Origin of the sequence: Actinospongiicola halichondriae (assembly GCF_049103745.1) — a bacterium.
Lineage (GTDB): Bacteria > Actinomycetota > Acidimicrobiia > Acidimicrobiales > Salinilacustritrichaceae > Salinilacustrithrix > Salinilacustrithrix halichondriae.
The window spans coordinates 1247033-1259120 of sequence record NZ_CP171622.1; the positions used below are offsets into that span (position 1 = coordinate 1247033).

Sequence of the window (12088 nt, forward strand, 5' to 3'; positions counted from 1 at the left end):
AATTCTCGCTCAGAGACGGAAATCGACGTCGCTCACGATCTCGGTGACCTCCATCTGCGCCTTCTGCAGCCGCCCGGAGTAGTCCCAGTTCATCGACTGCCACCGGGTGAACTGGTCGAGCACCCACACCCCCGACTGACGTGACCCGTTCCCGGACTTGCCGTTGCCGCCGAAGGGCAGGTGTGCCTCGGCTCCCGACGTCGAGTTGTTGATCGAGACCATGCCGGCCGACACGCGCTCACGGAAGCGGAACGCCGTCAACGGATCGGTGGTGTAGATCGCCGCGGACAGTCCGTAGCCGTGGCCGTTCGCCGCCTCGATGGCCTCGTCGAGGTCGCCGAACCGGCCGACGCCGACCAGCGGGCCGAAGGTCTCGGTGTCGTAGAGCGCGTCGCCCGGCCGGACGCCGTCGACGATCGTGGGATGGCAGAACAGGCCCGACGCCGGGTCGCCCACGAAGCCTGCCCGTGGGTGGTCGGCGTCGATGGTGCCGGTGGCGGTCGATCCAGAGATCGCGTGGTGGTCTTCGACGAGGTCGAGCCAACCGAGGAACCGCTCGTGGAACCGTTCGTTGATCATCGGTCCGTAGAGCACGTCGGCCATCGGGTCGCCGACCACCGCGGCCTCGACCGCTGCCGTGTACCGGCGGAGGAACTCGTCGTGGACGTCGTCGTGGGCGAACACGGTGCCGAGCGACGTGCATCGCTGGCCCGCGGTGCCGAAGCCGGAGAAGAGCGCACCCTCGACGGCCAGGTCGAGGTCGGCGTCGGCGGCGACGATCATCGGGTTCTTGCCACCGAGCTCGAGGCATGGTGTCTGGAGGTGACGGCCGCACAGCGCGCCGATCTCCCGGCCGACCTCGGTCGATCCGGTGAATCCCACCTTGTGCACGACGCCGGCGGCGAGGGCTCGGTCGAGGCCCTCGTGGGTGGTCGCACCATCCGCGTGCACCAGGCGGACGAGGCCGTCCGGGAACCCGGCGTGGGCGAGGAGTTCGCCGAAGGCCTCAGCGATGGCGGCGGAGTACTCGGCCGGCTTCCAGACCACGGCGTTGCCGCAGAGCAGCGCAGGTACCAGGTACCAGGACGGCACGGCGACGGGGAAGTTCCCGGCCGTGATGATCATCGCCGTCCCGACCGGGTTCCGGAAGGTGAACAACTGCTTGTCGGGCATCTCCGACGGCACGGTCTGTCCGTAGAGCCGGCGTCCCTCACCCAGGAAGAAGTTGCAGGTGTCGATGGCCTCCTGGACCTCGCCGAGGGCTTCGGCATGGACCTTGCCGACCTCGCGGGTGACGAGCGCCGACAGGGTCTCCTTGTTGGCCTCGAGCAGCCGGCCCAGCGCCGCGATGGACTGCCCGCGGACCGGTGCAGGGACCGCAGCCCAGTCGCGTTGGACAGCGCTCGCCGCGGTGGCGGCTTCGACGATGTCGTCGGCTGTCCCCAGTTGGACCTTCGCGACGAGGTCGGAGAGATCGGCGGGGTTTCGGGATTCGTACACGGTGGTCACGCCCTCATCGTCGCTCATCACCGGCCGACCTCCGACACTCCCGCTCCATTTCCCGTTCTGGGTGCGCGATCTGCCACTGGGGATCCCGATTGTGCACCCAGAACAGTGGGTTTGGGGGTGGAGGTGGGGATGGAGGTGGGGGTGGCGGTGATGGCCGCGTCGAGGAGGGCGAGGGCGGTGTCGACCTGGTCGGGTCGGATGACCAGTGGGGGAGCGAGACGCATCGCCGCCGGACCGCAGGTGAGCGCCAGGAGACCGAGATGGAACGCCGCCTGTTCGACGGCCTTCGCGGTGTCGCCGTCGGTGAACTCGAGCCCGATCATCAGGCCCCGTCCACGGACGTCGACGAGGGCCCGATGGCGGTCGAGCATCGGGGCGAGCCCCGCCATGAACCGTTCGCCCATCGCTGCCGCATGGTCGGCGAGTCCACTGCGCACGAGATCCACGGTGGCGCGCGCCGCCGCGCACGCCACCGGGTTCCCGCCGAAGGTCGAGCCGTGCTTCCCGGCCGTCCAGGTGTGCAGTTCGTCGCGAGCGATCAGCGCGGACAGCGGCAGGCCGGATGCCAGACCCTTGCCTGCCAGGAGGATGTCGGCCTCGACGTCGGGCTCGTGGTCGATCGCCCACATCTTCCCCGTCCGTCCGATGCCGGACTGGACCTCGTCGACGACGAACACGATGCCGTGGGTGTCGCAGATGGCCCGGAGATGTGCGAGCCATCCGTCCGGTGGAACGAGGTACCCGCCCTCGCCCTGGATGGGCTCCACGACGATCGCCGCCACGTCGCTCGGTTCGGAGAGGTGCCGGAAGATCGTGTCCTCGATGAAGTCGAAGTCGCCGTACGGCGCGTGGTGGACGCCGGCGACGTGCGCTCCGAACCCGCTGCGGTAGTGGGCCTTCGACGCGGTGAGCGAGAGGCTGCCGGCGGTGCGTCCGTGGAACGCGCCGAGGAATGCGATGACGTTCTGTCGCCCCGTGTGGAAGCGGGCCAGCTTCAGCGCGGCCTCGACGGCTTCGGTGCCGGAGTTGCCGAGGAAGACCCGGAGACCCTCTCCGCGCACCGGCGCGTCGGCGATGAGTCGCTCGCAGACGTCGGCGTAGACGGGGAGGTACCAGTCGGACGAGCAGTAGTGGAGGTAGTCACGGCATTGGGCGTCGATGGCGGCGACGACGTCGGGGTGGCAGTGGCCGGTCGCCGTGACGGCGATGCCGGCGTTCAGGTCGAGGAACCGATTCCCGTCGAGGTCCTCGACCACGCAACCGGCCGCCCGCGCAGGAGCGAGGTCGTGCACCCGTCCCATCGAGGGGCTCACCAAGCGGCGGTCGCGCTCGATCGCCGCGGTCGCGAGCGGTCCAGGGAGGTCCGTCCGCAGATCGGGCACGGGAGCGTTCGCGAGGTCGGACTCGGTGCGGGTGGGATGGTCGGCGATGGCCATGACGTCTCCTCGTGACGAGCGTTCCGTGGGTTGCTCGAGATGGTACATCTGTTCCGGGTTGCGATGATCGATGGAATGCATGTTCCGGGGTAGGGTCGCCCCATGCGGGTGAACGACGGGTCCATCCCCCTGCGGGATCGCATTGCCGACGTGGCCGGGTCGTTGTCGCCAGCGCAGGCCGCGGTGGCGCGACTCGTCGACGAGGCTCCGAGCGTCGTCGCGTTCGGGACGGTCGCCGCCGTCGCCGACGAGGCCGGAACGTCACCGCAGACGGTCCTACGCCTGGCAGCACGCCTGGGACACGACGGATTCCCCGGACTCCAGGACGAGGTGCGTCGCGAGTTGGTCGCCCGCCTCCCTCCGGCGGCATCGCGCATTCGTCAACGGCCCGGCTCGGACCTCCGTGGCGAGGTGGCTGCGGCCGACGCGGGGAACCTCGCGGTGAGTCTCGACGTCGCGCCGGACGCGATCGCCGCTGCCGTGGACCTGCTGGCCGACGTCGACCGATCGGTTGCGGTGCTGGCCGCAGACTCGTGGGTCGGGGTCGGGGCGTTGTTCGCCGGCCATCTGTCCCAACTCCGAGACGACGTCCGGGTCCTCGACGGACCCGTTCCTCGCGTGGCGTGCCAGATCGCCATGCTCGGTCACGACGACGTCGTCATCGCGCTCGACGTCCGTCGCTACGAACGCTGGGTGGTCGAGGCAGCGCAGCAGGCGGTGACCAACGGTGTCTCGTTGATCGCCGTCTCGGACGGTCCGACGTCGCCGCTCTTCGCCGATGCCGCGCATCGTTTCGTGGTCGGTGTCGGGAGCCCGGGCCCGTTCGAGAGCGCGACCGGCGTCGTGGCGTTGCTGCATCTCCTGGTGACCGAGACCGCAGCACGGCTCCGCGACGACGCCGGCGGGCGCCTCGATGCGGTGGAGCAGGCCTGGCTCGACCGCGACGCCCTCCTCGACTGAGCAGTCGCTCGATCGACCGCGCTCGACCGGCCCCCTCGGTCAGCGCACGACGATCGTCGAACCGCCGACGACGTCGACCTGCCAGCGGTCGTCCCGCTGCCGAGCCTCTGCTGGTGACCCGTCGACGGTCGTGACCACCGGGTGATCTGCCCAGCCGTCGACGGTGACGGTCTCGCCGTCGCCCACCACCGAGATGGACACCGCACCGTCGACACGGTCGACGGATGCGATGCGAGCTCGGCCGACCGGCGCATGCTTCGACACGTCGCCGAACACCGCCAGGCCGTCGAGGCGGGGAGCCAGCAGGTGGTGGGTCCACTGGGCCGGCTCGAGCGCGATGTCCCAGCCGGTCTCGGGGTGGTGGACCGCTCCGGTCCGCAGGTCGAGCGCGACCACTGCGCTCGTCGGCCAGGCCGGTCCCAGGTCGATCGTGCCCGAGATGGGTTCGTCAGCGCGGTACGTGTTGGCGCAGAAGACCTGAGTCCAGCGCCCGGCCGCGTGGTCGGTGTGGGTCTCGGCCACCAGTGGGACCGACTGGGCGACGGCGTGACGACGGAAGCACGCGTCGACGGCGGCGATGGGCACGTCGGGTCGGATGATCGTGCCGTCTGCCCGGCAGGTGGCTCGGACGACGTCGCCGTCGGTGGTGCCGATCGCGTCGCCCACGCCGACCGGGCCGGTCGACAGTGCCGAGAGGAGCGCCTCGACCTCGGCGTGGTCGCCGCCGGAGGAGAACACGTCCTTGAACGGAGCGAGCCCCAGCGCCCGGGCGAGCGCGTTGGTGTAGCAGAACCAGGCCCAGAGGAATCCGGGGCCGACCAGGTAGCCGTGGTCGCCGGAGGTGCGGATCGAGGTGACCTGGCCGAGGGTCGCGGTCTGGAAGAAGTCGGCCGGGGTCGCCATGCACCACTGCAGCGTCATGGACCGTTTGGCGGCGGCACGGTCGATGCCCTCCTGCCACGCACGTGCCCGACCCGGTGCTGCTCGGAGCCCGCGTACGCCGAGGAAGCACTCGACCAGCCAGTCGTGTTCGAAGGTCTCGACGCCCCACGACGCGGCCCGGTCGAGGAACTCCTCGTAGTAGTCGTCACCGGACGGGTGCGCGTACTCCTCGTCCACCCAGCAGTCGAAGCGGTCGACGAGCGGGGACTGCTTCGAGAGATGGCGGCAGTGGGTGATCAGCGGGCGTCCGCCCACGGCGTCTCGAATCGGTTCGAGGCCCTCGGGGAGGATGTCGGATCGTGGTGCCCAGTCGAGGAGGCCCGACGGCGGGACGACCCACTCGTCGGTGTCGAACGGCCGGGTGGTCTCGTGCGGGTAGAACCACGAGTTGAGTTGGAGCGAGCCGACGGGGACACCGGCCTCCTCGACGGAGATCACGGCGTCGCGCAGTGTCTCGGTGACCGAGCGAGGCGCCTCGGTCCGGTACCAGTAGGCCGCCCCGTTGTCGGTCCAGTAGCTCACACTGCGTCCGAGCGCGTCGTGGTCGACGGGTCGTCGAGGTGCCACGTCGAGCATCGCTGCCCACCGGGTGAGGAGGTCGCGTGGCGAGTCCCCGGCCAGGACGGCCAGCGTCGAGGTGAACCCGGCCGGCACCTCGTCGAGGTCCCCGTGCCATCCCCACACGATCCGCGTGTCGGTCGAGTCGGCGGTCGGGACGGTGATCACCTGCTCGTGGAAGCTGTCGAGTGGCGCCACGAGGAGCGTGGCGCCGTCGGGGTCGCACAGCCACATGGGCAACACCACGCTCGGTCGGAACGGCAACAGGAACCACCGATCGAGCGCTTCGCCCGCCTGCGTCGGCAGGCCGAACTCGGTGTACTGATGCCCGAACGCTCGCAAACCGGCCGGATGTCCATCGGGCCGGCGGCGGGCAGGCTCGAACCGCACGCCGCAGGCCACGTCGGCGAATCCGCCGTCGGACCGGACGCTGACGGCATCGGTCGCCCGGATCTGGAGTGTGGCGGTCGAGCCGTCCACGACGTCCACCGCCAGCGTCACCCCGTCGACGAGGTCGATCGAACCGGGACCGAGCCAGTCCGGGTGGGCGTCGGTGCCGATCCGGACGAGGTCGCCGTCGTCGGCATCCTCTCGCCGGAGGTGGAGGACGGGTGGGGGACTCGCAGCGGTCATGGCGTCATCCTTCCCGACCGAGGCGGTCGGCTGTAGCGTCCGCCCATTCCTCGCCTGACCTCGCTCCTCGCGCCGAGACATCGTCGGACGATCCGCCGGGTCCTGTTGCGGACCGGGGTCGGTGCGGCACCGGCATTGGTGGCGCTTCGAGTGCGCGGGCGCGGCGATGCGTGGCCAGCCGTCGTCGCCGGCGCATGTCTGACGTCGGCCGCTGTCGAATCGGTTCCTGCCGCGCTCGCTGTCGGCGGCGTGATCGCCGTCGCCGGTCGGGCGCGTTCGGCCTCGATGAGCGATCCGGGGTCCGTCGGCATGGGAGTGGCGGGCGCGCTGGCGAGCCTTGCCGTGTTCCCGCGGATCGTCGAGGAGCCGGCCCGGGGGATCGCCGTGGCCGACCGACGATACGTCGACCCGCTCCCGGACGGGACCGGGCTGGTGGTCGTGGTCAACGCCAGCTCCGGGTCGGGGACCGCTGCCGACGCGCTCGACGAGATCATCGATGGACTCCCCGGAGCGACGATCCGACGGTTCGACCCGGACGACGACGACGACCTGGTCGCGATGATGGACGACGCCGCCGCTGCGGGCGTGGCGTTGGGCGTGGTCGGCGGCGACGGAACGGTCAACCTCGCCGCACGCGCGGCGCTCGATGCCGGTGTCCCGCTCGTCGTGTTCCCCGGGGGCACGCTCAACCACTTCGCTCGCGACCTCGGGCTCGACGTCGTGGGCGATGCGATCGCCGCGGTCCGGGACGGCCAGGTCGTCGCGATCGACATGGGGGTGATCGCCGAGCGGACGTTCGTGAACAACGCGAGCATCGGCAGCTATTCCGAGTTGGTCGACGAGCGTGAGCGCCTCGAGGGCCGGCTCGGGAAATGGCCGGCGATGGTGGTGGCGCTGGTCCGGGTGCTCCGCCGTGGACGGCGATTCGAGATCACGCTCGACGGCGACCGGCGGACGGTCTGGATGGTGTTCTTCGGCAACGGGTCCTACGAGCCGGCGGGATTCGCCCCGTCCACCCGTCTCGACCTGGTCGACGGATCGATCGACGTCCGCCTGATCGATGCATCCGCACCGTTCTCGCGAGCCCGTCTGGTCGCAGCCCTGCTCCTCGGAGCGCTCGCTCGGAGCCGCGTCTACGAGCGCCGGCTCACCGACCGGGTCGTGGTGGACTGTGTCGCCGACGATGCCTCTCGTCTCGCCGCCGACGGGGAGACCTTCGACGGGCCGGCTTCGTTCACGGTGGGGAAGCGCCCGATGGCGTTGTCGGTGTACGTCATCGAAAGGTGATCGACAATCGTTGTCAACAAGCCATCGGCGGCCTATGGTCGGTGGAGATGCGCAGCCCTGACCAACTCGTCGCCTCGTTCCGTGCATCGGGACGGAAGGTGACCCCTCAGCGTGAGGGGATCTTCCGGGTCCTGCACGAGAACCCGACGCACCCGACCGCCGAGGCCGTCCACGCTCGCATCGTCTCCGACATGCCGTCCGTCAGCCTTCGCACCGTGTACGCCACCTTGCACGAACTCGCCGAGATGGGGGAGCTCCAGCAACTCGAGCTCGGTACCGGCTCGGCACGGTTCGACCCCAACGTCGAGGAACACCACCATCTGGTGTGCGAACGTTGCGGCGCTGTCCAGGATGTCGACGCTCGGTTCCCCGACGTGTCGCTTCCCGCCGACAACGAGTTCGACTTCGCGGTCGGTTCCACCGAGATCGTCTTCCGTGGCACCTGCGGTGGCTGTCAGACCACGTCCCCTTCCAACCAGTAACCATCATCCAAGGAGCAACACCCCATGGCCGAGCTCAAGGGCTCCCAGACCGAAGCCAACCTCAAGGAGGCGTTCGCCGGCGAGAGCCAGGCCAACCGCCGCTACCTGTACTTCGCGCAGAAGGCGGACGTCGAGGGCTACCCCGATGTCGCCGCGCTGTTCCGTTCTGTCGCCGAGGGCGAGACCGGGCACGCGTTCGGTCACTTCGACTTCCTCGCCGAGGTCGGCGACCCCGCCACCGGTGAGCCCGTCGGTCCCACCGACGCCAACCTGAAGTCCGCCATCGCCGGCGAGACCTACGAGTACACCGAGATGTACCCGGGATTCTCGAAGACCGCTCGCGACGAGGGCTTCGTCGAGATCGCCGAATGGCTCGAGACCCTCGCCCGCGCCGAGAAGAGCCACGCCGGCCGCTTCCAGCAGGGCCTCGAGTCCGTCTCGTAGCACTGTCGCACCGCTGTGGGGGCCGGGCGCTCGACCTTCGGGTCCTGCCCGGCCCCTTCCGCGCCCGCTCGTCACCGAACCACCCACATCCCCTTCGTTGGAGCAACCCATGAGCCGCAAGCTGACCCTCGACGACATCGCCGACCTCCGCGCCTACGAACGCGAGCGTGAGGACTTCCGGGCCCAGGTCATCCAGCTCAAGGCCCGCCGCCGGGTGGGCATCGGGCCCTTCGTCACCGTGGTGTTCGAGAACCGTGACACCATCCGCTTCCAGATCCAGGAGATGGCCAGGGTCGAGCGCCTGCTGACCGACGAGGCCATCGAGACCGAGCTGCGTACCTACAACCCGCTCGTCCCCGAACCGGGTCAGCTTGCGATGACGCTCTTCATCGAACTCACCTCGGAAGCCGACCTCCGTACCTGGCTGCCGAAGCTCGTGGGCATCGAGCGGTCCCTGGTCCTGCGGATCGGGGAGGGTGACACCGCCGAGGTCGTCGCGGCCACGCCGGAGGACGCGCACGCCGCCAACCTGACACGCGACGAGATCACGGCGTCGGTGCACTACCTGCACTTCCACCTCACGCCGGAGCAGATCGAAGCGGTCGCGGCGGGTCCGGTGGCGCTCGGTGTCGAGCACGAGAACTACGCGCACGAGACCGCGCTCGGTGACGAGACGGTGGCCGAACTGCTCGCCGATCTGCGTCCCTGAAGCGCCCCGCCACCCTCGAGGGTGCTTCTGGTTCTGCGTGGATCACCGGGTCTGCTGCAGGAATCTCTGGGTCTTCCGACTCATCCCTACGTTCCGTGAACATACAAACACTTGCAGTAGTTCCGACTTCTCTGTACTCTCGGGAGCATGACGACTACGAAGAGTGAGACAGAGCGGCAGCGTCTGGTCGAGGAACTGGTGCGCGGCGCCGAGTCGGCGGCCCTCAGCGGTCGCCTCCTGCGCACTCGCGAGGTGGCGCTGCTCTTCGAGGTGTCCGAGCGTGCGGTGACCGACTGGGCCACCCGCGGTCGCATCCCGAGCATCCGGACCCCCGGTGGACATCGGCGCTACCCGGCCGACGCCGTGGCGCGCCTCCTGCTCGACGAGCAGCGCGGCATCTAGGACGACCGCCCCGAGGCCGCTCGGAAGGTCTCTTGCATCCCGGGTGAGCGGGTGCCAGAGTCGCCCACTGCGGGCGGCACCCCCTGTCGTCGGCGTTGTGAGCTGAACCCCTCGACGGAGCCCTTCGATGACGACCTCCTGGAGCACTCGAGCTGCGTGTCGCGGTCTCGATCCCGTGATCTTCTTCCCGCCCACGGACGAGGAAGCCGGGTCGGCCAAGGCGGTCTGCGGTGCCTGTGCTGTCCGGGAGTCGCGTCTCGAACACGCCCTCGGGGAGCGGGAGCGCGAAGGCGTGTGGGGTGGCTGCACCGAGCGTGAGCGGCGGCGGATCATCCGTCGTCGACGCCGGGCCGCGTCCTGAGGATGCAGACGATCACCGATGTCGGCGGTTGGCCGACACTGCTGGGACGCCTGGTCGACGGCAGGGACCTGACCGCTGACGAGGCCGGTGTCGCGCTGACCGCGATCCTCGCCGGTGACGCGACCGGCGCGCAGACGGCCGGCTTCATCGTCGCCCTGCGGCAGAAGGGGGAGACGGTCGACGAACTCGCCGGGCTCGTCGGCGCGATGCTCGACGCCGCAGCACCCCTCGACCTGCCTCCCGGGACGATCGACATCGTCGGCACCGGCGGATCGCCGCGACGTCGGACCCGGGCGCTCAACGTCTCGACGATGTCGAGCATCGTCGCGGCGTCAGCCGGAGCCACGGTCTGCAAGCACGGCAACGTGAAGGCGTCGTCGACGTCGGGCTCGTTCGACCTGCTCACCGAACTCGGCGTGAACTTCGACCTGCCTCCGGAGCGCGTGGGCGAGATCGTCCGAGAGGTCGGCGTCGGGTTCTGCTTCGCACGTGCATTCCACCCGGCGATGCGTCATGCCGGCCCGGTCCGCGCAGAACTCGGCATCCCGACGGTGTTCAACGTGCTCGGCCCGCTGTCGCACCCCGGGCGCGTGCGTCGCCAGGTCCTGGGTGTCGGGGATCCGCGCCTGCTCGACCTGGTGGCCGGTGTTCTCGCGACGCGAGGTGCCGAGCACGCGCTCGTGGTCCACGGTGCCGATCACCTCGACGAGCTGTCGCTGTGTGGCCCGACCTTCGTGCGCGAGGTACGCGACGGCGAGATCGTGGGGTCCTACGAGGTCGACCCGGCGGCGTTCGGGCTCACGGTCATGGCCGAGGACGACATGCCGGGCGGGACGCCGGGGGAGAACGCAGCGATCGCCCGCTCGGTGTTCGCCGGCGACCAGGGCCCTGCTCGAGACATCGTCACCCTCAACTCGGGTGCTGGCCTCTTCGTGGCCGGCATCGTCGACTCCCTCGCTGACGGCGTCGATGCCGCACGGGCGGCGATCGACGCGGGAAGTGCTGCGACGACGCTCGAGCGGCTCGTGACCGTCTCCGCGTGACCCGCTCGGGAGCAGGGTCGTTGCTCCGGGCTGATAACGGGCGTTATCCTCCTGGTCATGAGTGATCCCGTGTCCGCGTCGGCGGCCACCGACGACCCCACGCGAGATCGGCTCATCGAAGCCGCGGCAGCGGTCTTCGCCGAGAAGGGGTACGACGGCGCCGGGGTGCAGGAGATCGCTCGACGTGCCGGATTCACCACGGGCGCGATCTACGGGCGGTTCCGGGGCAAGGCCGAGTTGCTGCTCGCGGCGATGGAAGCCCATTCGCACGACGAGTTGGACCAGCTCTTCGCCGAGCACCGCTTCGAGGGCAAGGTCACCGACGTGTTGACCACGGTCGGCTCGCACCTCGTGACCGACCCCTTCGACGATGGTCAGGCACTGCTCCTCGAGGCGTTCGTCGCCGCCCGTCGCGACCCGGAGGTGGCCGAGTTGATGCGTGGCCTGGTCGCACAGCGAGCCGAGACCTTCGCTGCGCTGGTCGAGGAGGCCAAGGCCGCCGGCCTCGTCCACGAGTCGCTCGACACCGAGGCCATCGTCCGCTTCTGCCATGCCGTCGGGTTCGGCTTCCTGTTCTTCGGGGCGATCGACATGGACCAGCCGGCGGCCGCGCCGTGGGAGCAGTTGATCCGTCAGCTGGTCGAGGCGCTCGGCCACAGCCCCGAGACGCCCTGAGACCTCGGCCGCCTCCGGGCATCTGGCCGGGGCGGAGGCTCCGAGTACGATCCGAGCCATGAACAGGTATCGCTGCACGTCCTGCGGCAACCTCACGAGGTTCGACGTCACCGCCACCCGGACCGTGAAGGCGTTCCATCACTACACGGTGGGGGGCGAGCTCGAGATCGAGGACACCGAGACCCTCTCCGAGTCGATCGAGTCGGTGGTCTGCCACTGGTGCAACTCCGACGTGGGCGTCGAGTTGCTACCGGCCGAGGCCTGACGGCCCGAGGTCTGACGGCCCGAGGCCGCGCCGGCAGTTCCTGTCAGACCCCCTCCGTACGGTTCGTGCAGTGGTCACGTCCGTGGCCGGAGGAGGAATCATGCCCACATCCCACGAGCCACTGGTCATCGACTGCGACGACTGCATCGGCCCTTCGATCGGTGCGTGCGACGACTGTGTCGTGACGTTCCTGTGCGAGCGCGAGGCCGACGACGCCGTGGTCATCGACGTGAACGAGGCCCGAGCCTTGCGGCTGCTCGCCGACGCCGATCTCGCGCCCCGACTCCGGCACCGACGGGTTGAACGCGGAGCGTGAGTACACGGTGACGGAGCCAGCCGGTGGTACCGTGCCCCGCGGCGGCATTTGTCTGATCCGCTGCGC

The 12088-nt window shown here is 69.7% G+C and carries 14 protein-coding genes; 11 read left to right on the forward strand and 3 right to left on the reverse strand.

What is annotated here, in order from left to right:
- Positions 1-9 precede the first annotated feature (9 nt).
- Together AB8619_RS06180 and AB8619_RS06185 are read right to left on the reverse strand one after the other, a co-directional pair.
- Positions 10-1527, reverse strand: coding sequence for an aldehyde dehydrogenase family protein (locus AB8619_RS06180; RefSeq protein ID WP_436795587.1), 1518 nt, complete (start codon positions 1525-1527; stop codon positions 10-12).
- Positions 1527-2945, reverse strand: coding sequence for an aminotransferase class III-fold pyridoxal phosphate-dependent enzyme (locus tag AB8619_RS06185; protein WP_436795588.1), 1419 nt, complete (start codon positions 2943-2945; stop codon positions 1527-1529). Before AB8619_RS06185 ends, AB8619_RS06180 begins: the two co-directional genes overlap by 1 nt.
- Positions 2946-3047: 102 nt before the next feature.
- Here AB8619_RS06185 and AB8619_RS06190 point away from each other — a divergent pair, with 102 nt between their 5' ends.
- A complete protein-coding gene (locus tag AB8619_RS06190; RefSeq protein ID WP_436795589.1) occupies positions 3048-3905 on the forward strand; it encodes a MurR/RpiR family transcriptional regulator in 858 nt (285 codons plus the stop codon).
- A 39-nt stretch (positions 3906-3944) separates the two neighbouring features.
- On the opposite strand, the gene AB8619_RS06195 is transcribed toward AB8619_RS06190, so the two are convergent.
- Positions 3945-6038, reverse strand: coding sequence for a hypothetical protein (locus AB8619_RS06195; RefSeq protein ID WP_436795590.1), 2094 nt, complete (start codon positions 6036-6038; stop codon positions 3945-3947).
- 105 nt (positions 6039-6143) lie between these two features.
- Between AB8619_RS06195 and AB8619_RS06200 the strand changes: the two genes are divergently transcribed.
- The 10 genes from AB8619_RS06200 to AB8619_RS06245 all read left to right on the forward strand — a co-directional run bounded on the left by AB8619_RS06200 (position 6144) and on the right by AB8619_RS06245 (position 12022).
- Positions 6144-7325: a diacylglycerol/lipid kinase family protein gene (locus AB8619_RS06200; RefSeq protein ID WP_436795591.1), complete on the forward strand. Its 1182-nt coding sequence runs from the start codon at positions 6144-6146 to the stop codon at positions 7323-7325.
- 47 nt (positions 7326-7372) lie between these two features.
- On the forward strand, positions 7373-7807 hold the full coding sequence (locus AB8619_RS06205; RefSeq protein WP_436795592.1) for a Fur family transcriptional regulator: 435 nt from the start codon (positions 7373-7375) through the stop codon (positions 7805-7807).
- 24 nt (positions 7808-7831) lie between these two features.
- Complete coding sequence (locus AB8619_RS06210; protein WP_436795593.1) at positions 7832-8251, forward strand: rubrerythrin family protein; 420 nt, start codon at positions 7832-7834, stop codon at positions 8249-8251.
- A 109-nt stretch (positions 8252-8360) separates the two neighbouring features.
- Positions 8361-8960 (forward strand): DUF3501 family protein, encoded by a 600-nt coding sequence (locus tag AB8619_RS06215; protein ID WP_436795594.1) that lies wholly within the window; start codon positions 8361-8363, stop codon positions 8958-8960.
- A gap of 198 nt (positions 8961-9158) precedes the next feature.
- Positions 9159-9362, forward strand: a complete 204-nt coding sequence (locus tag AB8619_RS06220) for a helix-turn-helix domain-containing protein (RefSeq protein ID WP_436796352.1) — start codon at positions 9159-9161, stop codon at positions 9360-9362.
- A gap of 127 nt (positions 9363-9489) precedes the next feature.
- A complete protein-coding gene (locus tag AB8619_RS06225; protein ID WP_436795595.1) occupies positions 9490-9723 on the forward strand; it encodes a WhiB family transcriptional regulator in 234 nt (77 codons plus the stop codon).
- A gap of 2 nt (positions 9724-9725) precedes the next feature.
- Positions 9726-10766: an anthranilate phosphoribosyltransferase gene (gene trpD / locus AB8619_RS06230; RefSeq protein ID WP_436795596.1), complete on the forward strand. Its 1041-nt coding sequence runs from the start codon at positions 9726-9728 to the stop codon at positions 10764-10766.
- A 57-nt stretch (positions 10767-10823) separates the two neighbouring features.
- Positions 10824-11441, forward strand: coding sequence for a TetR family transcriptional regulator (locus AB8619_RS06235; RefSeq protein WP_436795597.1), 618 nt, complete (start codon positions 10824-10826; stop codon positions 11439-11441).
- A 58-nt stretch (positions 11442-11499) separates the two neighbouring features.
- On the forward strand, positions 11500-11706 hold the full coding sequence (locus AB8619_RS06240) for a hypothetical protein (RefSeq protein ID WP_436795598.1): 207 nt from the start codon (positions 11500-11502) through the stop codon (positions 11704-11706).
- A 100-nt stretch (positions 11707-11806) separates the two neighbouring features.
- Positions 11807-12022, forward strand: coding sequence for a hypothetical protein (locus AB8619_RS06245; RefSeq protein WP_436795599.1), 216 nt, complete (start codon positions 11807-11809; stop codon positions 12020-12022).
- The last annotated feature ends 66 nt before the right edge of the window (positions 12023-12088 follow it).